A 24,604-nucleotide genomic window follows, 5' to 3' on the forward strand; every position below is an offset into this window, starting at 1 on the left:
GGATGCGCGATACGGGATACGGGGATGGCGGCCGGGTGGGCGGAAACAGCGGGAAAGCCGGGAACGGGGGAAGGAGCGGGTCCAGCGGAAAGAGTGGGAGGAGCGGGAGAGGCAGGGCCGGCGGGACCGGCGGGAGCCGGAAGGGGGGCGGCGGCCGGGGCGCCGGGACCGGGAAGGGCGCGGACGGCCGGCGGCTCGGCCGGCGGGCCCTGCTGATCGGCGGGGGCGCCGCCCTGCTCGGCGGGGCGGTGCTCGCCCGCGAGGAACTGGAGCGGTACTGGTGGCTGGTGCCGGGGGTGGAGAAGGAGCGGGTGGAGGGCGCGCTCGACCACCCGGGCGCGGAGTGGACGGCGGCCTCCCGCGCCAACTGGCGGCGGGCCGACCGGCCGGACGACTACCGGGTCGACCGGGTCGTCATCCATGTCGTCCAGGGCAGCTATCCGACCGCCCTGAAGGTGTTCAAGGACCCGTTCCACGGGGCGGCGGCCCACTATGTGGTGCGCGAGGACGGCCATGTGGCGCAGATGATCCGCGAGCTGGACGTGGCCTTCCACGCGGGCAACCGGGAGATGAACGAGCGGAGCATCGGCATCGAGCACGAGGGCTTCGTGGACCGGCCGGAGGACTTCACGGACGCGATGTACGCCGCCTCCGCGCGGCTGACGGCCGGGATCTGCGCGCGGTACGGCTTCCCGGCCGACCGGGAGCACATCATCGGCCACGCGGAGGTGCCGGGCACCGACCACACCGACCCGGGGCCGCACTGGGACTGGGACCGGTATCTGCGGCTGGTCCGCGCGGCGGCGCCGCCCCGGAAGGAGCGGGCCGGGGGGTGAGGCGTGGCGCCCCCGGCGGAGCCCGTACGGCCTCCCGGGGCGGGTGCGGCTTCCGTGCGGGACGCGCGTACGGCTTCGGCTCCCGGGTCAGAAGAGGGAGGCCATCCGGGCGACGAAGTAGCCGGCGACCAGGGCGGCGCCGATGATGACGAGCCACACCCACAGACCCGGGTGCTCCCACGGGCCGCCGTCGGCGCGCTCCTCGTGCGCCTCGGCCGTCGAGCCCTCGACGGGCGGTGTCTCTTCCGGCGGTACGAGTGGTTCGGTCATGTCTTCAGCTTGGGCCCGGTCCGGCCGGTCCGCATGCGGCGCGCGGCGGGCCGGGGACCCGGGCCCCGGTGTGACAGACGCGGAAACGGAAGGGCCGTGCCGCCCGCCCGGTACGGGGCGGGCGACACGGCCCGGGGCCGGCCCGACCGTGGATCGATCGGTCCGGCCCGGATCGGCTCGGAGTGGCTCAGGGCGCCTCAGAGCAGTTCAGGGGGATACCCCAGGTGGTCCCCGTCGGGCCGGGCGAAGGCCCGCCATGCCTCGAAGGGACCGGAGCAGTCCGGGAACACCTCGATGGCGAAGCCGTGCTCGCAGTCGAGCGTGAGCGCGCCCGCCCGGCCGAGGGTCACCCCGGCCACCCGGGGCCGGGCCTCGCCGAGCACACCGGTGAGCTTCTCGGCGTTGGTGTCGTACATCGTCTGAAAGGCGTCGAAGGCGTCCGCCCCCGCACCCTTGCGCGGGTATCGCATGTCCTGTGACCCGATGATCACCCGATCCTTGTGGAGGATCCGGAACCGGCACTGGATGTGGAGGGCCACCTCCCTGCCGTCCGGACCGGTGAACTCCATCACGCCCATGCTCACCGCCCGGCCCACGGACCGGAACACGGCCCCGTCGAACAGCGCCCGGACGTCGCCGGCGTCCGGACCGGTCTCCGTCCTCCGCTCGGTCTTCCGCTCAGCAACCACCGAACAACCCCTTGGCCTCCTCGATGATCCGATGGTAGTCGTAGCCCCGGCCGGTGATGTTGTCGTGCAGCGCACGCCGCTGGGCCGGGGTGATCTTCTTGCCGGACTCGCGCTCATAGGCGCGCAGGGCGTCGTTGAACTCCCGGTTCTCCGCCTGGTTGCCGCGCGGCGAGTGCTTGCCGTCGTCGTCCAGGTCACCGTTGTCCCAGGAGTTCTTGAGGTCCTCCAGGCCCTTCTCCCAGTCGAACCCGCCGTCGTTGTGCACCAGGACCGGGGTGTTCCCCGCCAGGGCGTAGAAGGTGTGGACGTTGCCGACGGAGAGGTTGTGGACCCGCTGGACCTGGGCCCACGAGCGGGTGCCGGTGACCGTGCAGGTGCCGCCGTCGGGGGTGCGCAGGGTGTCTCCGGGCACGATCCGCCCGGCCGGCACCCAGCTGCCCCGGCCGACCACCCAGAACGGGTGGTTGTCGGTGGCGGTGAGCTCGCCGCCGGTGGCGGCACCGGTGGCTCCGGCACCGGCGCGGACGGTCAGGCGCACCAGGCTCTTCGCGCCGCCGCCGGTGATGAGCCGCTGGACGGTCTGCGGCCCGGTGAGGCCCGTCCGGGGGTCGGTGGCGAGGACCCGGTCACCCAGCCGGACGTCCTGGATCTGCCGGTAGGTGCCGTCCGCCATGACCACCCGGGTGCCGGGGACGAGGCTGTTGGGCACCGGGACCTTGCACGCCTTCTCCGCGCGGCCGAACATGCCCTTGAAGAAGCCGTACGCCTTGTCGCCCCACTTGCCGAACTTGACGGCGGAGGCCCCGTATCCGGCGACCGGGACGGCCGAGGCGCAGGAGAGACCGGCGTTCAGGGCGTCGCCCTCGGAGCCGTACCAGGCGCAGTTGGCGCCGTCGGCGAACTCACCGACGCCGGGGACCAGTCCGGCCACGTCGAGCAGCAGATGCCCGCCGTCGGACCAGCTCCAGCCGGAGTCCTCCTCTTCCTGGGCCTCCTTCTCGGCGGCCTCGATCGCCTCGCGGATCTCCTGTTCGCGCGCCTTGCGGGCGGCCTCGTCGCGGCGCCGCTGCTCCTCCTCGGCGCGCCGCTTGGTCTCCGAGATCTTCTTGGCCTCCTTGGACGCCTTGTCGGCGGCGTCGGCGTCCTGGCCGGCGGCGTCGGCGGAGGCACGGGCCTGCCGGGCCGACTCCGACGCCTCGGCGGCGGAGCTCTGGGCCCAGGCGGCGGAGGCGCGGGCCTTCTCGGCGGAGATCCGGGCCTCACGGGCGGACTCGTTCGCCTCGGCCTCGGCCTTGCGGGCGGCCTTGGCCGACGCGCGGGCGTCCTCGGCCGACGCGGCGGCGGCGTCGGCGGACTTGTCGGCGTCGGCGGCGAACTTCTTCGCGTCGTCGGCGGCGTCCTTCGCCTTGGCCGCCCAGCCCTTGGCGTCGTCCGCCTTCTTGGCCGCGAGTGCGGCGACCCGCTTGGCCTCGGCGGCGTTCTGCTGGGCCTTGGCCGCGATCCCGGCGGCACCGGCGATCAGATACTGCACATCGGCCGTATGGGTGACGGTCAGGGCGTCCTTGCGCTTGGCCCGGTACTGGCCGACGGTGATGAACTGGTGGAGCGAGAGGGTGGTGCCCTCCAGCGCGATCCGGGCCGCCGCCTTGAGCTCCGGGCCGCCGGTGCTGATCAGCTGCGAGGCGCGGAGCCGTTCGTCATTGGCGCGGGCCGTGTACTGGCCGGTGGTGAGGAAGGTGCGCAGGGCGCCGGTGCCGCCGTCCAGGGCGGCCAGCGCCGCCTCCTTGGTCGCCGGTCCGCCGGTGCTCACGGAGCGCGAGACGCGCAGCCGGTAGTCGTTGGCGGCGGCCTCGTGCTGGCCGGTGGTGAGGAAGGCGTGGATCTTCGCGCCGTCCCCGGCGAGCGCCGTCTCGGCGGCGCCGCGGACGGCCGGTGAGTCCGCCTCGTCCGCGAGCCGCTCGGCCCGGGCGCGCTCGTCCTGCTCGGCGGCCTCGCGCCAGCCCGTACGGACATAGGAGACGACCTCGGCGTCGCTGCCACCGAGGGCGTCCTCGGCGGCGACGACGCTCCAGGGGCCCCGCGACTTCAGCGTGGTGAGGGCGAGCAGCCGGCCCTTCGCGGCGATCCCGGACCGATCGGCGCCCGGCTGGGCTGCGCGCTCGGTCAGCCCGTCCACCAGGGCGTCCAGGCCGGCGACCGTCTTGGCGGTCCGGGTGGCGCGGGCCGCCCGGGCGTCCTCCTCGGCCTTCTGCTCCCGGGCCGTCTCCATGGCGGCGGCGGTACGGGTGGCCAGTTCCTCGGCCTCGCTGCGCCGGGTCAGGTCGAAGACCTTGCGGGCCTGGGCCACCGCTGCGGTGGCCGTGTCGGCCGCCTTCTGGGCCTCGGTGGCGTGGGCGGCGGACTCCTTGGCCGCCTGCTGGGACTTGCCCGCCTGCTTGGCGGCCTCCTCGGCGGCCTTGGCGGCCTTCTCCGCGTGGTCGGCGGCGCTGTTGGCCGCGTCCCTGGCCTGGTAGGCGGCGGCCGAGGACTCATTGGCGAGGGCCTGGGAGGCGCTGGCCGCGCGGCCGGCCTCGCGCGCCTGGCGGCGGGCGGTCGCGGCGGCGGCGTCCGCCTCGGCGGAGTGCGCTCCGGCGGCGGTCGCGAGGCTTCCGGCGCGGGCGGCCTCGGCCGCCGCGGCGTCGGCGTTGGCGCCCGCGTCGGCCGCCGAAGCGGCGGCGGAACCGGCCGCCGCGGCGGCGATCCCCGCGGCCTGCGCGGCGATCGCGGCCTGCCGGGCCTGCTTGGCGATGTCCCGGGCCTGCTCGGCGGCCTTGCGGGCGAACGACGCGGCGTTGGCGTCGTTCGCCGCCGCGGCGGCGGCACCCCGGGCGTTGGCGGCGGCCTCGGCGGCACCCGCGGCCGCTGCCGCCGCCTCGGAGGCCGCGGCGGCGGCGACCCGGGCGGCGGAGTTGGCGGCCCGGGCCGCCGTGATGGCCTGCTGGGCGGCGGCGGCCGCGCCCCGGGCCGCCTGGGCCGCGCGGGCGGAGGCGTTGGCGGCCCGCTTGGAGTCCTTGCCGGCCTGGGCGGTCTCCTTGGCCGCCTGGACGGCGGCCGCCTTGGCCAGCTCGGACGCCTTCACGGCGCGGGCGGACGCCTCCTTGGCGGCGTCCGTCTGCCGCTTGGCCTGGACACCGGCCCGGGACGCCCGTTCCGCCAGCTGGGCGACGGTGGCGCGCTCCTGGTCCCGGGCGGCGGCGGTGTACTGGCCGACCTCCAGGAACTCCCGGATGTCGTCGATGGTGCCTTCGGTGGCGGCCATGGCGGCGGCCTTGGTGGCCGGGCCGCCGGTGCTCACGATCCTGGACAGCGCCAGCCGGTCATCCGCCTCCCGGGCGGTGTACTGGCCCTTCTCCAGGAAGTCCCGCACCTTTTCCGGGCCGCCGTCGAGCGCGGCCACCCCGGCCGCCTTGAGGTTGCCGCCGCCGGCGCTGACGAGCTGCGAGACCTGGAGCTGACGGTCACGGGTGAGCGGCTCCTGCCAGCCGTCCTTCAGGAAGGCGCTCAGTTCCTCCGGCTTTCCGGTGTCCAGCGCCTTGAGCGCCGCCTCCCGCACGCTCGGTCCACTGACCGAATAGATCTGCGAGAACAGCAGCTGCCGGTCATGACGCTCGGCAACGGCGTTCTCGGTGTCCAGGAACTGCCGCACATCGGCGTCGGATCCCAGCAGCGCGGTCTCGGCCGCGGCCCGTACGGCCGGTCCCCCGGCGTCCCAGAGCCGCACCACCCGCTCCCGGTCGGTGAGCGTTTCCGCCGCTGTGACCTGCGGTCCCCGCGCCTGGGCCGGAACGGCCGCCCCGAACGTCAGCGTGAGCGCCAGGGCACCGAGACACACCGTCCGGGTGCCACGGGCCCATCGCCCTCCCCCTGCTCTATTCACGTTTTGTTTTCCGTTCAATAAACCCGTCCGGTCATGACGGGTTCGCCGGACATCGGCGCGCAGAGCATATATCCGGCCTCTCGGCGGACATCGCCCGGAAAAAGTGGAATAATTAATTCCGGTGCGGATGCGAATTGCCTGACGGTGGTTGCCTTCACCATGAATGCGTTATTGTTTCGTTATGCATGCTGTCTGTGAAGAAATCGCGACGGCCAGTGGTACCTTCTGAAAAGGCCCTGGGGGAACGGGCCTTCTATGCGGCTGCCTGAGTGCGCCGCTCCGCTGAAAGGGAAAACTCGTGAAATTGCGCGCGCGTGGAGCACTGCTCGCGGGACTCGTGGGCACGGTCGCGGCGCTGGGGGGCACCCTCGCGACGACCACCGCGACCGCCACGACCCGGACCGCCACGACGGCCATGACGGCGACCACGGCGACCACGGCGACGGACGGAACGACGACCGCCGGGACCGCCGCGGTGGCGCCTGCCGGGGCGCCCGCGACGGCGACCGCCGGGGACGACACACCGCCGCCGGCCGTCGAGGACTTCGCCTACCCGGACGCCGGCCGGCTGCTGGCCGAGAAGGGCATCGCGCTGCGCCAGGGCGACGGCCACATCCTGCTGACCGACTGCGCCGCCCCGCACCAGATCCAGGTGTGGACCCTGCAGAACGCCGAGGGCCGCTACTGCTTCCGGGTCACCGGGAAGACCGGCTACCTCGCGCTGGAGGTCAAGCGGGTGCACGCCATCCGCACCGATGACCGGGCGGTCCGGGCCAAGCTGACCGTCGACGGCCAGTCCACCACGGTGGACATCCCGAAGGACGACTACAAGCCGGTGGGCGAGGGCGACCAGAAGGACCCGCGGCCGGCCGTGCTGGTGGAACTCAGGGTGACCGCGTGAGCCGGCCCGCCCCGGGCGCGTCGCGCCCGGAGACGCCGTACCGCGCCCCGATCACCGCCGAAGGAACCACCATGACCGCCACGCGCACCTCCGCGCGCCGGACCCGCACCGGCGTGCCCGGCCTGCTCTCCGCCCTCGCCGTCACCGCCGGCGCGCTGACCGCGGGCGCGGTCACCGCCGCCCCCGCGCACGCCGTCGCCGGCGGCGGGCCGGCGGACGCCACGTACGCCTACACCGCCAAGCTCGACATCGGCCCGGGACGCCGCGCCTGCACCGGGACGCTGGTGGACCAGCAGTGGCTGCTCACCGCGGCCTCCTGCTTCGCGGACGACCCGGCGACCGGCAAGGTCACGGCCGGGGCGCCCCGCTGGAAGACCACCGCCACCATCGGCCGCGCCGACCTCTCGGCCGGCGGCGGCAGCGTCGTCGAGGTGGTGGAACTGGTGCCCCGGACCGACCGCGACCTGGTGCTGGCCCGGCTCGCCGCGCCGGTCACCGGTACGGCTCCGGTCCGGCTCGCCACCGCGGCTCCCCGCGCGGGCGAGCAGCTGACCGCGCTCGGCTACGGCCGCACCGCCGACGAGTGGGTGCCCGACCGGCTCCGCGCCGGCGCCTTCGTGACGGGCGAGGCCGCGGCCACCACCGTCCCCCTGGAGCCCACGGCAGCGGGCACCGCCCTCTGCAAGGGCGACAACGGCGGGCCCGCCCTCCGTGAGACGGACGGCTCCACCGAGCTGGTGGCCGTCACCAGCCGCTCCTGGGCCGGGGGTTGTCTCGGCAGCGGGACGGAGACCCGCAAGGGGGCCGTCTCCACCCGGGTCGACGACATCGCGGACTGGGTCCGTACCACCACCTTCCGCGGCCGGATGAAGGGCGTCGACTGGAAGACGGCCGACCTGCTGGCCTCCGGCTACTTCACGGGCGGCTCGGCGGGCGGCAAGCGTCACATGGACCTGCTGGTCCGCTGGACGAACGGCTCGGTCTCGCTCTTCCAGGGCAGTGAGACCAGCAACCCGGAGACCCCCTTCTCGGCGCGGTACGAGCTGGCCAAGGCCGACAGCGTCTGGAAGCACGCCCGGGCCATCTCCGGGGGCGAGTTCACCTCCGGCGGCGACGGGTTGTTCGTCCGCTGGTCGGACGGCGAGGTCACCCAGTACGGCCGCGTCGACCAGAAGGGCTTCCACCAGGAGAAGATGCTGGCCAAGACCGAGGCGTGGAAGCAGGCCAAGCTGGCGACGGTGGGCCGCTTCAACGGCGGGACCAGCCGTGACGACCTGATGGTGGTCTGGGACAACGGCACCGTCTCCCTCTACCCGGACCTCGACACCAACGGGCTCAAGAAGGAGAACCAGATCGTCAAGACGTCCAAGACCTGGACGTACGCCGAGCAGATCGGCGCCGCCGAGTTCACCGGTGGCCGCACCTCGGACCTGATGGTGCGCTGGAAGGACGGCGAGACCACCATCTACCCGGCCGTGGACGAGAAGGGCTTCCACGGCGAGACCAAGATCCGGGAGCCGAAGTCCCCCTGGATCGACGCCAAGGTCCTCACCGTCGGTGCCTTCACCACCAACAAGGCGCCCAACGACGTGCTGGTCCGCTGGACCGACGGCAAGCTGACCCTGCACCCGAAGGTGGACGCCGCCGGCCTCCACAGCGAGGTCCGGATCAACGACTGAGCCGTCCGGCACACCGGCGGTGACCCCGATGCCTCGCGGCTCCGGGGTCGCCGCCGGCCGGGCCCCCGGACCGTCTCCCGGGCCCGCTCCGAGTGTCCCGTGCGGGCCCGCCTCGCGGACCGGGCGGGCCGGCTCCCGGACCCGCGCCGGGTGCGTGCCGGGCGGGCCGCGCGCCGGGTGCCCCGCGCGGGGCCGCCGTGTGAAGCCGCCCGGCGTACCGTACGCGCCCGGGCCGTCCCGGGCCGGCGCCCGCGAGGTGCCCGGGCCGTGAGGCACCCGGGCCGCGCCCCGGCATCCGCCCGGGCCGGCATCCGGTCGGCCCGGGCGGGCCGGGCCTTCGAGGGCCTCGGGTGCGGCTGCGCGGTTTCCGGGGCCGTGCCCTGGGACCTTCCGGGGCCGCGGCCTCGGAGGCTTCCGGGCCTGCGGCTTCGGTGCCGAGCGTGCCCGCGCCCGGCCCTGGGGCGAACTGCCGTACCGCGCATGGCGTTCGGCCGTGCCACACCGGAACTCGCGCCGTGCGCGCGGGCGGGCTCCGAGGCCGGGGCCGGACTTCCCGGCCGGGACCGGGCCTTCGGGGCTGCGGCTTCGGTGGCTCCCGGTCCGGCCCGGGCCTTCCGGGCCCGTGGCCCGAGGTGCGCCCCCCGACTTGGCCCGGGGCGGAGCCTCCGGACCGGGACCGGATCCCGCCGGGCTCGCCCGCCGCTCCGACGGTCCTCGCCCGGACGGCTCCCGGGCCACCGGACGCCGGATCGCCTCCGTGGTCCGTACCCCGCTTCTTCCCGACGTCACTCGTATGGCGTCGTCACTCGTATCGCGTTGCCACTCGTATCCCGTCGTACCGTCTCCCGTACCAGGAGCCCAGACGTGTCCCATGGACGCCCTCTCCGCCGACTCGCCGCCGTGCTGGTGGTCTGCGGAACACTGCTCACCCCTGCGACCGCGCTCGCCGCGCCCACCCCCGTACCCACGCCCACGCCCACGGCCTCGCCCACGCCCGGCCCGGCCGGTGACGGCTGGACGGTCGAGGAGGCCCTGCGGTTCTGGACCCCGGAGCGCATCAGCTCCGCGACCGACCCCGCCCCCGCCCCGCCGGCCCCGCTGACCTCCCGCCGGCCCAGGGCGGTCGGCCAGGGCCGGGAAGGGGGCGGCGACACCTCCGTCCACTTCGACGGCGTCGACTCGGTCGGCATGCTGTTCGCCGTCGACAAGGACATGCGGGCGCACTACTGCTCCGCCGCCTCGGTGCACGGCAGCGGGCGGGATCTGATCCTCACGGCGGGACACTGCGTCAACTCCAAGGCCGTGTTCGTCCCCCGCTACGACCCGGCCAAGCCCCTCGCCGGACAGCCGCACGGCATCTGGCCGGTGGAGGAGTGGTTCACCGACCCCCGCTACCAGCGCAACAGCCGCGCGGCCGACTCCGATCTGGACTTCGCCTTCGGCCGCGTCCGGGCGGACGGCGACCGGAAGCTGGAGGACGTGGTGGGCGGGAACACCGTCGCCCGCACTCCCAGTGCCGCCAATGACGTCACGGTCATCGGCTACCCCAGCGTCGGTCACAACCCCGAGGACCGGCCGGTGCGCTGCGCGACCCGGACGGCGGCGCTCGCCGGCTTCCACCAGATGCGGATCGACTGCGCCGGCATGTGGGGCGGTGTCTCCGGCGGCCCCTGGTTCTCCCGGCTGGACGCCAAGGGCACCGGCGAGATCATCGGCAATGTCGGCGGCTTCAACGGCGGCGGCCCCGCCGTTCCGTCGAGCGACCCGCTGTACAACCGGATCTCGTACAGCCCGCTCTACGGCGACCGGTTCCTCCGGCTCTACGAGGACGCCCAGCAGGACCGGCACAGCGACCCCGGCCCGTACGTCCCCCCGGCGGCGCCCTTCACACCGGGCACACCGGAGAAGTGGCGCAACGCCCGGCTGATGACCTCGGGCAACTTCACCGGCGCGAACCGCGACGACCTTCTGGTGGTGTGGACGGACGGCTCGGCCTCGCTGTTCCGGGGCAGCGACTCCGCCGACCCGGCCGTCCCGTTCTCCGCGCGGTACGAGGTGGCCAAGGCCGGCAGCGTCTGGAAGCACGCCCAGGCCATCTCCGCAGGCTCGTTCCGGCCGGGCACCGACGGCGTGGTGGTGCGCTGGGTGGACGGTGAGGTCACCGAGTACGCCCACGCGGACGAGCGCGGCTTCCACGACGAGAAGCAGCTCATCAAGGCCGAGGGCTGGCAGAAGGCCAAGCTGATCACGGTCGGCCGCTTCAACGGCACCGCCCGCGACGACCTCCTGGTGGTGTGGAGCTACGGCACCGTCACGATCTACCCCGACCTGGACACCCGTGGTGTGAGCAAGGGCACCCACCTGGTCGTGAGCGACAAGACGTGGACGTACGCCGAGCAGGTCGGCGCCGGGGAGTTCACCGGCGGCCGCACCTCGGACCTGATCGTGCGCTGGAAGGACGGCGAGACCACCATCCACCCGGCCGTGGACGAGAAGGGCTTCCACGGCGAGACCAAGGTCCGGCCGGCGAAGTCGCCCTGGGTCAATGCCGCTCTCGTCGCCCCCGGGGCGTTCACCGGGACCGGGGCCACCCGGGACGATGTGCTCGTACGGTGGACCGACGGGGCACTGAGCGTCTACCCGCAGGTGGACGCCGCCGGCACCCACCGCGAGGTGCAGATCGTCGGCTGACCCCGGCCCGGGGCCGGACCAGGATCCAGGTCCGGCCCGCCCGGATCGGCCCCGGCCCTCTTCGGAGGGCCGGGGCCCTGGCGTAGCGGAGAACGGCGCGGACCGGGGCGTACCGGAAACCGGCGCGGACCGGGGCGTGCCGGAAGACGGTGACGGGACCCGTCAGCTCAGACCGGCCGTACGGGCGCGCTCCACGACCGGGCCGATGGCCTTGGCGACGGCCTCCACATCGGCGCGGGTGGAGGTGTGGCCGAGCGAGAAGCGCAGGGTGCCCCGCGCCAGCTCCGGCGCGGTCCCGGCGGCCAGCAGCACATGACTGGGCTGGGCGACCCCGGCGGTGCAGGCGGAGCCGGTCGAGCACTCGATGCCCTGGGCGTCCAGCAGCAGCAGCAGGGAATCGCCCTCGCAGCCGGGGAAGGCGAAGTGGGCGTTGGCGGGCAGCCGGTCCGCCGGGTCGCCGCTGAGCACGGCGTCCGGAACGGCGGAGCGCACGGCGCCGATCAGCTCATCCCGGAGCGCGCCGACCTCCCGGGCGAACCGCTCCTGGCGCTCGGCGGCCAGCCGGCCGGCCACGGCGAAGGCGGCGATCGCCGGGACGTCCAGGGTGCCGGAGCGCACCTGTCGTTCCTGGCCGCCGCCGTGCAGGACCGGGACCGGGGTCTGGGACCGGCCGAGCAGCAGGGCGCCGATGCCGTACGGTCCGCCGACCTTGTGCCCGGAGACGGTCATGGCGGCCGTCCCGGAGGCGGCGAAGTCCAGTGGCACCTGGCCGAACGCCTGCACCGCGTCGGTGTGCAGCGGCACCTCGAACTCGGCGGCCACGGCGGCCAGTTCCGGCACCGGCAGGAGGGTGCCGATCTCGTTGTTGGCGTACATCACGGTGGCGAGGGCGACGGTCTCCGGGCCGCGTCCGATCGCCTCCCGCAGCGCCTCGGGGCTCACCCGGCCGAAGCGGTCGACGGGCAGATACTCGACGGTGGCGCCCTCGTGGGTGCCGAGCCAGTCGACGGCGTCCAGCACGGCGTGGTGCTCCACCGGACTGGCGAGCACCCTGACCCGGCGCGGGTCGGCGTCCCGGCGGGCCCAGTAGAGGCCCTTGACGGCCAGGTTGTCGGCCTCGGTGCCGCCGGAGGTGAACACCAGCTCGCTGGGCCGCGCCCCGAGCGCCTCGGCCAGGGCCTCGCGGGCCTCCTCGACGGTACGGCGAGCCCGGCGTCCGGCGGCGTGGAGCGAGGACGCGTTGCCGGTGGCGCCGAGCAGGGCGGTCATCGCCTCGGCCGCCTCGGGAAGCATCGGGGTGGTCGCGGCGTGGTCGAGGTAAGCCATGATGACCCCGATTCTACGAGCACCCCCGGAGCCCCGGGCACCGCCTCCGGCCCGGACGGGGACCGGTCAGAACAGGCCCCAGGACCAGGTGCGGTCCATCGAGACGAGAACGGCCAGTACGACGAGGTCGGCGATGCCCAGGCCGAGCCCCAGGAAGGCGCGGAAGCGGCGGGTGGTGCCGCGCCGGAGGGCGAGGAGCGCGAGGCCGATGGCGACGGGCCCGAGGACGATATTGCCGATCAGCAGGCCCACCAGGCCGAGGACGAACGAGGTGACGGCCATGCCGTCGGCGTCCCGGGTGCCGGTGCGACGGCGCGGGGATGCGGTGATCTCCACGGGGATGTCCTGATTCTGTGAGAAGGGGCTCGGTGGCTCGGGGCCCGTGACACGGAGGCGTCGCGGGCGGGGCGCTGTGCGTCGGGGTGCGTCGGAGGCGCGTCGGGCCGTGCTCCGGGATCGCGCCGGGCCGCGCTTCGGGGCCATGTCGACCCGTGTTTCAGGGCCGCTCCGGGCCGGGCTTCGGGCCGGGTCGGGCCCTGCTGCGAGCCCGGGTCGGCCCCGCCGCGAGCCTGGGTCGGGCGCTGGTTCACGGCCGGGTCGGGCCGGGAACCGCCAGGGGTCAGCGCTGGTGTCGGCGGCGGGTGAGGCGTTCGCGGCCGGCGAAGAGGAACAGCCAGGCCCCGATGACCACGGCGACGGCGATGCTGACCGGGACGGGCACATGGGCCACCGTCCCGAGGACGACACCCAGCAGCAACAGGGCGGCGACAAGGACGAACATGGACGTTTCCTTCCATGGGCGGGTGAACGGCCGGGCGCCGGTCGCGGATCCCGCACGACCCCGGGCGGCACGGACGGCGCCGGCGGCGGACCTCACGCCTGGTGGGCGGAGTTGATCGCCGGTCCGGATAGGCGTGTACCCGGCCTCGTCCCGTCTATCGCACGGCTCCCGCCCGTCGCCGCGCGAGCCGCGTCACAGCCCCCGGCCCGGCAGCGCGCGGGGGCCACGCCCAGACTCCCCCCGGCGCGCCTTCAGCGCCCAGGTCGCGTCACGGCGCCGGAGGCCGCCGGGCCCGCTCAGCCGAACTGGTCGACGCCGAGCTTGACGACCATGCCGGTCACCACCACCAGCAGCACCGTACGGACGAAGCCGGAGCCCCGCCGCAGCGCGGTGGCGGCGCCCAGCCGGGCGCCGAGGACGTTGCACACCGCCATCGCGGCGCCGAGCGTCCACAGCACCTGCCCCTGCGCGGCGAAGACCGTCAGCGCGCCCAGATTGGTGCCGACGTTCACCACCTTGGCCAGCGCCGAGCTCTCCAGGAACTCCATGGCCAGCAGGGAGGTGAAGATCATGATCAGGAAGGTCCCGGTACCGGGTCCGAAGACCCCGTCGTAGAAACCGATCCCGCAGCCGGCGAACGCCACCACGAAGATCCGCCGGTGCCGGCTGACCGCCTCCGGCGACTCCTGGACCGCCCCGAAGGCCGGCCGGGCGGCGACGAAGACCGCGACCACGATCAGCAGCGCCATGATCACCGGCCGGAACCAGGCGGCCGGCAGCGCGGACGCCGAGAGCGCGCCGAACCCGGCGGCCGGGACGGCCAGACCGGCGGCCGGCAGGGCGACGGAGCGGTCGGGTCCGGTACGCCGGGCATAGGTGACCGCGGCCACGGTGGTGCCGGAGATGGCGGTGAGCTTGTTGGTGCCGAGCGCCACGGCGGGCGACAGCGCCGGGAACGCCATGAGAAGCGCCGGGATCAGCACCAGGCCGCCGCCACCGACGACCGCGTCCACCCAGCCCGCCGCCGTCGCCGCGCCCAGCAGCCCCGCCGCCCCCAAGGCGTCCACCGTCATCTCCCCCGCTCAATCGGCCACTCGGCCACTCGGCCACCTGATCGACCGTCTCGCCGGCCGGCCGCGCCGAAGAGTACCCGGCGCGGCCCGGACCCAGCCGCCTCCCCGAGGCTGTGAAGGGAGGGGAGCGGCCCGGTCCGGTCCGGAGCACCAGGGCGACCCGGTACGGCTGCGCGCCGCCTCGCTCACCGAGCCCGGCTGGGCGGACGGGCTGATGTCCCCGGAGGCCGGCGCCCACGGGGGCGATGCCCCGGAAGCGGGTGCCCCGGAAGCGGGTGCCCCGGAAGCCGGTGCTCCGAAGGCGGGCGCATCGGAAGCCCGCGTCCCGGACGGGCCGGCGGCGCGGCGACCCGTCCTGGTGCCGGCCGAAGGAGTGCTGATGTATTTCGACCCGGCCGGGCTGGCCGGCTTCCTGACCGAGAGCCGCCGGGCGCTCGGGCCCCGGGTGGAGCTGGCCGGGGACTACTTCCACCCGAGGGTGGCGCTCAGCGACCGGCACCCGATCGTGAAGGCCACCGGCGCCCGGTTCCGCTCCGGCGCCCGGACCGGAACCGGGCGCCGGCCGCGCTCGCGCCGGGCCGGCGGCTGGTGGCCGAGCGCCCGGTCGCCGAGCTGGTCGGGCCGGTCCATGCGGCCGCCGCCGGGCTCTTCCGCGCCCTCAGCCTGGGCGGCCGGGCGTACGCGGTCGCCCACCTCCGCTCGACGGACCCGGACTGGGCCCGTCCGGCCCGGGCGGGAGCCGCCCCCGCCCGGGGTTCCCGCGCCTCCCCGGGCCGTCAGCCCCGGGGCGCGCGGGCCAGCTGGCGGGACTGGGCGACCAGCCGGTCGGCGCTGTCCCAGACCTCGGCGTCCTCCTCCAGGAACCCACCCGCCAGATTGCGGGTGGAGATGGCGACCCGCAGCGGCCCCGGGGCCGGGCGGCGGCGGATGTGCGCCGTCAGCTCGATGGTGGGCGTCCAGCCCGAGAGGCCCAGGTCGAACGAGGTCGGGGGCAGGGCGTCGACGGTCAGCAGCAGCGACAGCGGATCGGCGTCCCGGCCGTCGGCCAGCCCGAACCAGGCACGCATCTCGCCCTTGCCGGACGGGGCGCCGACCGCCCAGCCGGCCGTGGCCGGGTCCAGCCGGATGTCCAGCCGGTCCGCGATGGCCCAGGCGGACGAGTCCGGCGGCGCCGGGTGGTCGGCGGCGCCCAGGCAGAGTTCGCGCGGCGGGATGGCGGGCGGCTTGGCGGCGGTACGGGCCTCCTCCGGGAGCGCGCCGAGGTCGCCGTAGGTGGCGAGCACCCGGATCCGCTCGACCTCGGTGCCGTCCTCGGCGTACTGGAGGAGCGACGCCTGACCGGTGGAGAGCGTACGGCCGGTACGGATCGTCTCGGTGCGCACCACGGCGGGGCCGGGCAGCGAGGGGGTGAGGTAGTACGCCGAGACGCTGAACGGGTCGGTGTACGGCAGCGCCGCGCCGAGCGCCCGGCCGAGCACGGCCAGCGCGTAGCCGCCGTTGACGGCGCCCAGAATGGTCCAGCCGGCCGAGAGCCCGGCGTCGTACACCCCCGGCTCCCGGAGCGTGACGGCGGTGTCCCGGTCGAACTCGCTGCCGGACCCACCGCCGGCCCTCTCCGGACCGCCCGCCGCGCCCGTCCCCGGGCCATGAGTCGTCCGGCCTTCCGTCTCCCGGCCGTCCGTCTCCCGGCCTCGCGTCTCCCGGTCGGCTGCCTCGCCGCTCATGCGTCGCCCCTCTCCCCGGTCCCCGCCCGGCCGGTGCCGGCGGGCCTCGGCCGCACAGTACAACAGCCAACTACTAAGCGGTAGCTTTCCTTGCGGAAGGCCGGCTGCTACCGCCGGGCGGACTCCGGCCCGGCGAACGCCCGCCGGCCGTGGACGAGCAACTCGCGCAGCGCGGGGTTGTGCGCGCCCCGCCAGACCAGTGCGAGCAGCGCCGGCGTCTCGATGTCCTCGATGGTGCGGGCGATGAGCCGGTCTCCGTGATCCGCGGCCATCGAGGCGCTGAGGACGCCGACCCCGAGCCCGCGGGCGGCGAGGTCCGCGATGGCGTCCGCGGCACTGGCCTGGAGCGCGATCGAGGGCTGGAGGCTCCGCGCCGCGCAGGCGCGGTCCAGCACCGCGCGCAGGCCGGTGCCGGGCGGCATGCACACGAGGGGGTGGGCGACCAGGTCCCGCAGGGCGACCCGCCGCCGCCGGGCCAGGGGGTGTCCGGCCGGGACCGCCGCGACGAGCCGCTCGCTGACGATGGTCAGCGCCTCCAGCCCGTCCGGGGTGGCGGCCGCCGCACCGATGAGAGCCATGTCGACGGCACCGGCGCGCACTCCCTCCACCAGCCGGCCGGAGTTCTCCTCCAGCAGCGAGATCTCCACCCCGGGATGTGCCCGGTGGAACGCGGCGAGGGCGTCGAACAGCGGGGTGACGGTGCAGCCGATGACCATGCCGACCGCGAGCCGGCCCCGGATCAGCTCGGTCACCTCGCCCACCGCCTGACCGACCGCTCCGGCGGCGGCCAGTGCGGCGCGCGCGTGCTCGAGCGCGGCCTTTCCGGCGACGGTGAGGGTGACGGTGCGCGCCGACCGGTCGAACAGCTCGGCGCCGAGCTCCCGTTCCAGCCGGCGGATCTGGGCGCTGACGCCCGACTGGCTGATGTGCACTCGCTCGGCGGCCCGGGTGAAGTTCCGCTCCTCGGCGACCGCGACGAAGTACTCCAGCTGCCTCAGCTCCATGACTCCGAATTCTAGCTTCCAGCAAAACCATCTGTTGGACTTCTGACCGGCCGCCGACCACGCTGGAAGCACCGACGGACTGAAGGCCGAAGTCCGGACCGAAGACCGACGAACCGAAGACGGACGACCGAAGCCCGAAGGCCGAAGGTGGTCCACCGACGCCAGGAGGAGCCCATGCCGGAGCACGAGTCGACGGACAAGCCGGAGTACGCGAGGGCCATGCGGCCCGAGGAGATCACCCGGCTGTTCGTGGAGCGGTCCAACGCCGGGGACGCGGCCGGAGTCGCCGCGCTCTACGAGGAGGACGCGGTGCTGGCCTATCCGCCCGGTGAGCTGACGGTCGGGCGGGAGGCGATCCGCGCGCTGTGGGAGAAGGTGCTGTCCGGCCGCCCCCGCTTCGAGCCGGAATCGCCACTGCCCACGCTGATCAGCGGCGACCTCGCCCTCACCTCGACCCCGCCGAAGGACGGGGCCGGCGCCCGCGCCCAGGTGGTCCGGCGCCAGCCCGACGGCAGCTGGCTGCGCGTACTCGACCAGCCCGAGTTCACCCCGCCCGGCGCCTGACCCCCTCGGCCGCACCCCCGCGCCGCGGCGGTGGCCGGCACACACGCGCCCGCCGGCCGCCGGACGCACAGCGGTGACGGGCGGCTGGGCGGCTCGTACCGCCCGCCGTCACCGCGTACGCGAACGGGTGCGCAGGAACAGGGCGCTGGTGAGGGTGCCGAGGAGCACGAGGGCGGCGTTCACCGCGATCGCGACCTTCAGACCGCCGAGGACGGCCGGGGCTCCGGCCCCGGTCATGGCAGCGGTGGCGACGGCGCTCATGACCGGCGTGCCCATGGTGATGCCGACCTGCTGGGTCATGGTGGCGAGGCCGGTGGCCAGGCCCTGTTCGTGATCGGCGAGCCCCGAGGTGGCGGTGACCATGAAGCCCACGATGACGAGCATGTTGCCGACCCCACCGGCGAAGGTGCCGATCAGCAGCAGCCACATCGACGAGCGGTCGTCCCCGAGGCCGAGCAGCGCGGTCGTGAAGACGGTCTGCAGAAGGCCGCCGGTGATCAGCGTCGACGTGCTGCCGATCTGTCCGATGACCTTCGGGGCGATGGTGCCGCCGAGGACCGTTCCGATGCCGAGCACGCCGAAGGACAGCCCGGCGGCGAGCGGCGAGAAGCCGAGCACCTTCTGGAGGTGGAGCGTCAGCAGGAAGACCAGGGAGGTCTCGGTGAGGAACGCGACCAGACCGGCGATGTTGCCCCAGGCCACCGACCGCTTGCCGAGCACACCGAGCGGCACGAGCGGCGCGGACACCGTGCGCTCGACGGCGTAGAACACCAGCAGCAGGGCGACACCCACGGCCAGCGGCACCAAGGCCTCCACCGAGCCCCAGCCCTTCTCGCCCGCCCGGGTGAGCCCGAAGACGACAGCCAGCAGGCCGAGCGTGACACTGACGGCGCCGGGCAGGTCCAGCGCGGGGCGCTCGTCGGGACGGGACTCCTTGATGACCGCCGGGGCGATGACCAGCACGGCGAGGGCGACGGGCACATTGACGAAAAACGCCCAGCGCCACGACAGCAGGTCGGTCAGCAGACCGCCGAGGACGGCGCCGGTGGTGAATCCGGCCGACATGAGCGCCCCGTTGAGGCCGAGCGCCTTCTCACGCAGCGGGCCCTCCGGGAACGAGGTCGTCAGCAGCGAGAGTCCGGCCGGGGTGACCGCGGCGGTGGCCAGGCCCTGGAAGACGCGGGCCGCGATCAGTACCTCGGGGCTCCGCGCCAGACCGCCCACGAGCGAGGCCGCGCCCAGGACGACGAGGCCGCCGAGGAACAGCCGGCGGCGGCCGAACAGGTCCGCGACGCGGCCGAACAGCAGGGTGAAGCCGGCCGCGCACAGCGCGAACGAGGTGGCGATCCACTGCAGATGGGACAGCGAGAAACCCAGGCCCTCACCGATCACCGGCAGCGCCACGTTCAGGATGGAGAAATCCACGGCCAGCATGAACTGGGCCGCGAGCAACAGCACCAGCACCAGCCGGAGCCGGGGGGTGAGCGCGACCGGGGCCGCCCCGGCCGCGCTGCCGGAGGCGGTGTCCGCTGCGGTGCCGGAGGCGGTGCCGGCCGCCTCCACATCAGTGACAGACATGACGTCGAGTCCCTTTCCTCGTGTTTCCTGACACCCGGCGCGCTCGGTCGCGGCACGCGCGGTCACGAAGGAAGAGGCTCGTCGACACCCGGAATCCCAGCCAGGCCCCTCTCTCGCACAGCCGGCGCGAGGGTGGTCATCACACGACCACCCTGACGGCCTCCGGTCACCGGGCCGGGCGGGCATGATGGGGAAGTCAGTGGCCACGGCCTGTCGCACACCGCCGACCTGGAGGCATGGATGGACGCCCCGTCCGAGCTGGGAGACTTTCTCAAGTCGCGTCGCGCCGCACTGCGCCCCGAGGAGGTCGGCATCGCTCCGCACCCGACCCGCCGCCGCGTCAGCGGTCTGCGCCGGGAGGAGTTGGCGATGCTCGCCGGGGTCAGCATCACCCACTACACCCGTCTCGAACAGGGCCGGGCCACCGGCGCCTCCGACAGTGTGCTGGAGGCGATAGCGCGTACGCTGCGCCTCTCCGACGACGAGACGGCCCATCTGAAGGACCTCGCCCGCCCCGCCGCTTCGTCCCGGCCGGCCCCACCGCGGGCGGCCCATGCCGGCGCCTCAGCCCGGCAGTTGCTGGCGGCCATGAGCGAAGTTCCGGCCCTGGTCCTCAGCCGGCACAACGACGTCCTCGCCTGGAACCGCATAGGGCATGCGCTGCTCGCCGGACACCTGGCGCCCGAGAGCCCCGACACACCGGCCACCCGCCCCAACCTGACCCGGATGCTGTTCCTGGACGAGCAGTACCGGGATCTGTTCACGAACTGGAACGAGGAGGCGCAACTCGGCGTGGCCTCCCTGCGCCTGATCGCCGGCCGCCATCCCCACGACCGCGCCCTCACCGAGCTTGTCGGACAACTCGTCATGAATTCCGAGGAGTTCGCCTCTCGCTGGGCCCGGCACCCGGTGCGCACCTGCACCTCCGGGGTGAAGCACCTGCGGCATCCGCTGGTCGGCGCGATGGACCTGAGCTTCGAGAACCTCGTCATCCCCGGGGCCTCCGGCCAGCGCCTCATCGCCTACACGGCCGAGCCCGGCTCGCCGTCGGAGGCCGCGCTGCGGCTCCTCGGCAGTGTGACGGCCCCGATGGCGCAGGACCCGCCGGTCGCACCGGGCCCGACGCCGGTACGGCGCTGAGACACCGCCGTACCGCCGTACGGCCCGCCCGGCCCGCTCGGCGTCGGACGACACCACGGGATCGTCGGCCCCGGACGGCTCACACCGGACCGACGACGAACCCCCGGCTCAGGTCACTAGGCGCTCGGCTGGTCCTCCGGGGCTTCGCGGGCCGAGGAGCGCCGGTTCCAGGCGCGTGGCGCCCGCCAGCGGAAGCGGAGCGCGGCCAGCCGGATCAGGAACGCGGAGACCGCGGCCAGTCCGCTGGTGACGGGGTTGAGCGCGTCGAAGCGGAGGCAGAGCACCACCATGGTGGCGCCGACGATCGCGGGGACGGCGTAGAGGTCCCGGTCCCAGCGGAGCAGCGAGGGCACCTCGTTGGCGAGTACGTCCCGCAGCACACCGCCCCCGACGGCGGTGGCAAGTCCCATGACGGCGGACGAGGTGAGGCCGAGCCCGTACTCGTACGCCTTGGTGGTGCCGGCCACGCAGAACAGCCCGAGTCCGGCCGCGTCGAAGACGTTGACCGCCGCCTGGGTGCGCTCGACCACCGGGTGGAGGAAGAACACCAGCACGGTGGCGACCAGGGGCATCAGGAAGTACCCGAGGTCGGTGAAGGCGGCGGGCGGTACGGCGCCGATGACGAGGTCGCGGAAGAGGCCCCCGCCCAGCGCGGTCACCTCGGCCAGGACGGCCATGCCGAAGACGTCGAAGTTCTTCCGGACGGCGAGCAGCGCGCCGGAGATCGCGAAGACGAAGATGCCGACGAGGTCCAGCGCGTGTTGTACGGAGGGGGTGAACAGGTCCAGGAGCACCGGGCATTTTACCCCGCCCGGTGCTCCTGCCCGTGCTCCCACCTGGTGTTCCTGCCCGGTGCTCCCCCCGGGGCTCATGCCCCCTGGTGTTCCCGCCCGCCGGGGCCGGGGCCGGGGTCAGGACCCGAGCCATGCCCGGGGCCGGGTCCGGGACGCGGGTCCCCGCGTCGGCCGGACTCGCGCGCCCCGGGGCTGCCCGGCTAGCCCCGGTCGGCGGCCGGCTGCCCGGCTCCCCCAGTCGTTCTCCCGTGTCCGCCCTCGGCCGCTTCGCCGGGGCCGGCCGGCGGGGGTGCTCCCGGCGCCCCGGCCGGGCCCGGGGCGGGGGCGCCGCCCAGCACGCCGGGCACCGGCAGCTTGGGGTCCGCCTCCGCCGCGGGCGCGGGCACCCCGGGCACGGGGGCCGGCGGCTCCGGGCCGGACACCAGGTCCGGGGCGGGGCCGGCGTCCGCCGCCTCCGGCTCCTCCGCGACCGCCGCCGTCTCGGTCACCGCCTCGATACCGGTGGCCCGGGTGCGGACGAGGGTGCCCGCCTCGATCCCGGCCGTCCAGTGGCAGGCCACCCGGTGCCCGTCGCCGGTGTCGGTCAGCTCCGGCCGGTCGGTGGCGCACAGGGTGTCCTGCACCCACGGGCAGCGGGTGTGGAACCGGCACCCGGCGGGCGGGTTCGCCGGGGACGGCAGGTCCCCGTGGAGCAGGATGCGCTCCCGGCGGTCCTCCAGGTCCGGATCGGGCACCGGCACCGCCGACATCAGCGCCTTGGTGTACGGGTGCCGGGGCGCGGCGTACAGGGCGTCGCTGGGCGCCTCCTCCACCAGCGACCCCAGGTACATCACCCCGATGACGTCCGAGATGTGCCGCACCACCGCCAGGTCGTGGGCGATCACCAGATAGGTGAGGCCCAGTGACTCCTGGAGCTCCTCCAGCAGATTGATCACCTGCGCCTGGATGGAGACGTCCAGCGCGGAGACCGGCTCGTCGCAGATGATCACGTCCGGCTCCAGGACCAGCGCGCGGGCGATGCCGATGCGCTGGCGCTGGCCGCCGGAGAACTCGTGGGGGTAGCGGTTGAGCGCGTCGGCGGGCAGCCCGACCCGCGCCAGGATCTCCTTGATCTTCTCCCGGCGCTCCTCCCGGTCGGCGCCGATGCCGTGCGCGGCCATGCCCTCGGCGAGGATGGACTCGATGTTCTGCCGGGGGTTGAGGCTGCCCAGCGGGTCCTGGAAGACCATCTGGAGCCGGCGGCGGAAGCGGCGCATGGCCTCGTCGTCGAGACCGGCCAGGTCGGTGCCGTCGAAGACCACCTCGCCGGAGGTGATGCCGGTGAGCCGCAGCACGGCCCGGCCCAGGGTCGTCTTGCCGCAGCCGGACTCCCCGACCAGGCCGTACGTCTGGCCCGCCTCGACCTTCAGCGAGACCCCGTCCACCGCGTAGACATGGCCGACCACCCGGTCGAAGAGGATCCCCTTCCGGATCGGGAAGTGGACCTTGAGGCCGTCGAGTTCGAGCAGGCTCATGCCGGCACCTCCGCGGTGGGCGGGACGGCGGGCAGGACCGGGTTGACACAGCGCACCCGGTGGCCGGCGGCCCGTGGCTCGGTCAGTTCGGGGGTGCCGGTGAGGCACTCCAGTGTGTAGTGGTCGCAGCGCGGGGCGAAGGCGCAGCCGTCGGCCCAGGCGATCTTGTCGTTGATGGAGCCGCGGATGGGGTGGAGCGGCTCGCCGCGCGGGGCGTCCAGGCGCGGGATGGAGCCGAGCAGCCCGTGGGCGTACGGATGGGTGGGGTGGCCGAACAGCTCGCGGCGGCCCGCCGTCTCCACCGCCTTGCCCGCGTAGAGGACATTGACCTGGTCGCAGAGGCCGGCGACCACCCCCAGATCGTGGGTGATCATCAGCAGCGCGGTGCCCTCCTGGTCGACCAGTTCCCTGAGCAGTTCCAGGATCTGGGCCTGGATGGTCACGTCCAGCGCGGTGGTGGGCTCGTCGGCGATGAGCAGCCGGGGCGCGCAGGCCACCGCCATGGCGATCAGCGCGCGCTGCCGCATCCCGCCGGAGAGCTGGTGGGGGTACTCCTTGAGCCGCCGGCCGGGGTCCGGGATGCCGACCCGGTCGAGCAGTTGGGCGGCCTCCTTCCGGGCGGGCTCGCCCTTGAGCCCCCGGTGGCGCCGGAGGATCTCGGTGACCTGAAGGCCGATCGGGACGACCGGGTTCAGCGAGGAGAGCGGGTCCTGGAAGATCATGGCCAGCTCGCGGCCGCGCAGGTCGCGCATCCGCGCGGGGCTCAGGGTGAGCAGGTCGGTGCCGTCGAAGTCGGCGCGCCCGCCGACGGTGACGCCCTTGGCCGGCAGCAGCCCCATCAGGGCGAGCGAGGTCACGGACTTGCCGCACCCCGACTCGCCCACCAGGCCCACGACCTGGCCCTGGCCTACGGTGAAGGAGACCCCGTCCACGGCGGTCGACGGCCGGCGGTCACGGCCGCCGAAGGTGACGGTGAGTTCGTCAACGGAAAGCAGTGGCATGGGACTTCAGCCTCGCAGCTTCGGATCGAGCGCTTCGCGCATGGCCTCGCCGAGCAGCGTGAAGCCGAGGGCGGTGATGATGATCCCGACCGCCGGATAGACGGCCATCATCGGCGCGTTGTCGAAGAACCGCTGGGCCTGGGAGAGCATCACACCCCACTCCGGCACGGCCGGGTCCGGATTGCCGAGCCCCAGGTAGGAGAGGGCGGCGGCCTCGATGATGGCGGTGGCGAGGCTCAGGGTGGCCTGCACGATCACCGGGCTCAGCGAGTTGGGCAGGATCTGGGTGAGGACGATCCGCTTCCGGCGGATGCCGAGCGCCTTGGCGGCCAGCACATAGTCGGCGCCGCCCTGGGCGAGCATCGAGCCGCGCAACAGCCGGGCGAAGACGGGAATCTGCACCACCCCGACGGCGATCATGACGGTGGTGAGCGACTGTCCCATGACGGCCGCGATGGAGACCGCCAGCAGCAGCGAGGGCAGCGACAACAGGATGTCGATGACCCGCATGACCACGGTGTCGATCCGGCGTCCGGCCCGCCCGCCGAGGGTGACGGCGGCCCCGGAGAGCGTACCGATCAGCGCTCCGAGCAGCAGTCCGATGAGCATGGAGACCACCCCGACCAGCAGGGTCTGCCGGGCGCCGACGAGCATCCGGGAGAACATGTCGCGTCCCAGATGGTCGAGACCGAACCAGTTCTCGCCGCGCGCTCCGACGAACTTCCCCTGATTGGCGAGGACTTCGCCGCGCCAAGTCTGGGCCGTGGGTGAGTACGGCGTCACCCACGGGCCGACCACGGCCACGACGACGAACAGGGCGATCACCACGGCGCCGATGACCGCCATCCGGTTGGACCGCAGCCGCCGGAACGCCTCTTTCCAGAGGCTGTTGCCCACGGTGGCCCCGGTCCGCCGGGTCAGTTCGGCGAGCCGGTCGATCTTCGCGGCCCGCCCGGTCGCGACGGCCCCGGCGGTCCCGGCCGTTCCTGCGGCTCCACCGCTTCCCTGGCTTCCCTTGGCTCCCTGGCTTCCCTTGCTTCCCTGGCTTTCACCGCGTTCCTTGCTTCCGTCTCCGGCATCGCTTTCCTTGCCGGCCTGGGTTCGATTGGTTCCGGCGGTCATG

At 74.2% G+C, this 24,604-nt stretch carries 21 protein-coding genes; 6 read left to right on the forward strand and 15 right to left on the reverse strand.

Going from position 1 to position 24,604, the window contains the following annotated elements:
• Positions 1 to 209: 209 nt before the first annotated feature.
• On the forward strand, positions 210 to 836 hold the full coding sequence (locus NX801_RS00070; RefSeq protein ID WP_428986044.1) for an N-acetylmuramoyl-L-alanine amidase: 627 nt from the start codon (positions 210 to 212) through the stop codon (positions 834 to 836).
• A gap of 87 nt (positions 837 to 923) precedes the next feature.
• On the opposite strand, the gene NX801_RS00075 is transcribed toward NX801_RS00070, so the two are convergent.
• From NX801_RS00075 to NX801_RS00085, 3 genes are all read right to left on the reverse strand, one after another.
• Positions 924 to 1,106: a DUF6480 family protein gene (locus tag NX801_RS00075; RefSeq protein WP_258784621.1), complete on the reverse strand. Its 183-nt coding sequence runs from the start codon at positions 1,104 to 1,106 to the stop codon at positions 924 to 926.
• Between the two features lie 197 nt (positions 1,107 to 1,303).
• On the reverse strand, positions 1,304 to 1,795 hold the full coding sequence (locus NX801_RS00080) for a hypothetical protein (RefSeq protein ID WP_258784622.1): 492 nt from the start codon (positions 1,793 to 1,795) through the stop codon (positions 1,304 to 1,306).
• Complete coding sequence (locus tag NX801_RS00085) at positions 1,785 to 5,666, reverse strand: polymorphic toxin-type HINT domain-containing protein (RefSeq protein ID WP_258784623.1); 3,882 nt, start codon at positions 5,664 to 5,666, stop codon at positions 1,785 to 1,787. Before NX801_RS00085 ends, NX801_RS00080 begins: the two co-directional genes overlap by 11 nt.
• 349 nt (positions 5,667 to 6,015) lie before the next feature.
• On the opposite strand from NX801_RS00085, the gene NX801_RS00090 reads away from it, so the two are divergent.
• The 3 genes from NX801_RS00090 (at position 6,016) to NX801_RS00100 (ending at position 10,982) form a co-directional block, all read left to right on the forward strand.
• Entirely contained in the window at positions 6,016 to 6,612 is a 597-nt protein-coding gene (locus tag NX801_RS00090; RefSeq protein WP_258784624.1) for a hypothetical protein, read from the forward strand.
• Between the two features lie 71 nt (positions 6,613 to 6,683).
• On the forward strand, positions 6,684 to 8,291 hold the full coding sequence (locus NX801_RS00095; protein WP_258784625.1) for a S1 family peptidase: 1,608 nt from the start codon (positions 6,684 to 6,686) through the stop codon (positions 8,289 to 8,291).
• An 864-nt stretch (positions 8,292 to 9,155) separates the two neighbouring features.
• Positions 9,156 to 10,982, forward strand: a complete 1,827-nt coding sequence (locus tag NX801_RS00100) for a trypsin-like serine peptidase (protein ID WP_258784626.1) — start codon at positions 9,156 to 9,158, stop codon at positions 10,980 to 10,982.
• 162 nt (positions 10,983 to 11,144) lie between these two features.
• On the opposite strand, the gene NX801_RS00105 is transcribed toward NX801_RS00100, so the two are convergent.
• The 7 genes from NX801_RS00105 to NX801_RS00135 form a co-directional block, all read right to left on the reverse strand.
• On the reverse strand, positions 11,145 to 12,308 hold the full coding sequence (locus NX801_RS00105; protein ID WP_258784627.1) for a cysteine desulfurase family protein: 1,164 nt from the start codon (positions 12,306 to 12,308) through the stop codon (positions 11,145 to 11,147).
• Between the two features lie 66 nt (positions 12,309 to 12,374).
• Complete coding sequence (locus NX801_RS00110) at positions 12,375 to 12,644, reverse strand: DUF4190 domain-containing protein (protein ID WP_258784628.1); 270 nt, start codon at positions 12,642 to 12,644, stop codon at positions 12,375 to 12,377.
• 283 nt (positions 12,645 to 12,927) lie between these two features.
• A complete protein-coding gene (locus tag NX801_RS00115; protein ID WP_258784629.1) occupies positions 12,928 to 13,089 on the reverse strand; it encodes a hypothetical protein in 162 nt (53 codons plus the stop codon).
• Between the two features lie 296 nt (positions 13,090 to 13,385).
• Positions 13,386 to 14,162: a TSUP family transporter gene (locus tag NX801_RS00120; protein ID WP_258784630.1), complete on the reverse strand. Its 777-nt coding sequence runs from the start codon at positions 14,160 to 14,162 to the stop codon at positions 13,386 to 13,388.
• A 462-nt stretch (positions 14,163 to 14,624) separates the two neighbouring features.
• Complete coding sequence (locus NX801_RS00125) at positions 14,625 to 14,792, reverse strand: hypothetical protein (protein ID WP_258784631.1); 168 nt, start codon at positions 14,790 to 14,792, stop codon at positions 14,625 to 14,627.
• A 146-nt stretch (positions 14,793 to 14,938) separates the two neighbouring features.
• A complete protein-coding gene (locus NX801_RS00130; protein ID WP_258784632.1) occupies positions 14,939 to 15,886 on the reverse strand; it encodes a thioesterase family protein in 948 nt (315 codons plus the stop codon).
• 107 nt (positions 15,887 to 15,993) lie between these two features.
• A complete protein-coding gene (locus tag NX801_RS00135) occupies positions 15,994 to 16,890 on the reverse strand; it encodes a LysR family transcriptional regulator (RefSeq protein ID WP_258784633.1) in 897 nt (298 codons plus the stop codon).
• A 174-nt stretch (positions 16,891 to 17,064) separates the two neighbouring features.
• On the opposite strand from NX801_RS00135, the gene NX801_RS00140 reads away from it, so the two are divergent.
• A complete protein-coding gene (locus NX801_RS00140) occupies positions 17,065 to 17,454 on the forward strand; it encodes a YybH family protein (protein WP_258784634.1) in 390 nt (129 codons plus the stop codon).
• Positions 17,455 to 17,562: 108 nt separating this feature from the next.
• On the opposite strand, the gene NX801_RS00145 is transcribed toward NX801_RS00140, so the two are convergent.
• Entirely contained in the window at positions 17,563 to 19,032 is a 1,470-nt protein-coding gene (locus NX801_RS00145) for an MFS transporter (protein ID WP_309505752.1), read from the reverse strand.
• Between the two features lie 240 nt (positions 19,033 to 19,272).
• On the opposite strand from NX801_RS00145, the gene NX801_RS00150 reads away from it, so the two are divergent.
• The gene (locus NX801_RS00150) at positions 19,273 to 20,172 is read left to right on the forward strand and encodes a helix-turn-helix transcriptional regulator (RefSeq protein ID WP_258784635.1); all 900 of its coding nucleotides are present in this window, start codon (positions 19,273 to 19,275) and stop codon (positions 20,170 to 20,172) included.
• Positions 20,173 to 20,288: 116 nt separating this feature from the next.
• Here the strand turns inward: NX801_RS00150 and NX801_RS00155 are convergent, their stop codons facing one another.
• The 4 genes from NX801_RS00155 to NX801_RS00170 all read right to left on the reverse strand — a co-directional run bounded on the left by NX801_RS00155 (position 20,289) and on the right by NX801_RS00170 (position 24,603).
• Positions 20,289 to 20,966, reverse strand: coding sequence for a trimeric intracellular cation channel family protein (locus NX801_RS00155; protein ID WP_258784636.1), 678 nt, complete (start codon positions 20,964 to 20,966; stop codon positions 20,289 to 20,291).
• A gap of 200 nt (positions 20,967 to 21,166) precedes the next feature.
• Complete coding sequence (locus NX801_RS00160) at positions 21,167 to 22,480, reverse strand: ABC transporter ATP-binding protein (RefSeq protein WP_258784637.1); 1,314 nt, start codon at positions 22,478 to 22,480, stop codon at positions 21,167 to 21,169.
• Positions 22,477 to 23,481, reverse strand: a complete 1,005-nt coding sequence (locus NX801_RS00165) for an ABC transporter ATP-binding protein (protein ID WP_258784638.1) — start codon at positions 23,479 to 23,481, stop codon at positions 22,477 to 22,479. Before NX801_RS00165 ends, NX801_RS00160 begins: the two co-directional genes overlap by 4 nt.
• A gap of 6 nt (positions 23,482 to 23,487) precedes the next feature.
• The gene (locus NX801_RS00170; protein WP_258784639.1) at positions 23,488 to 24,603 is read right to left on the reverse strand and encodes an ABC transporter permease; all 1,116 of its coding nucleotides are present in this window, start codon (positions 24,601 to 24,603) and stop codon (positions 23,488 to 23,490) included.
• Between the last annotated feature and the right edge of the window lies 1 nt (position 24,604).

Origin of the sequence: Streptomyces pyxinae (genome assembly GCF_024756275.1) — a bacterium.
Taxonomy (GTDB): Bacteria; Actinomycetota; Actinomycetes; order Streptomycetales; family Streptomycetaceae; genus Streptomyces; species Streptomyces pyxinae.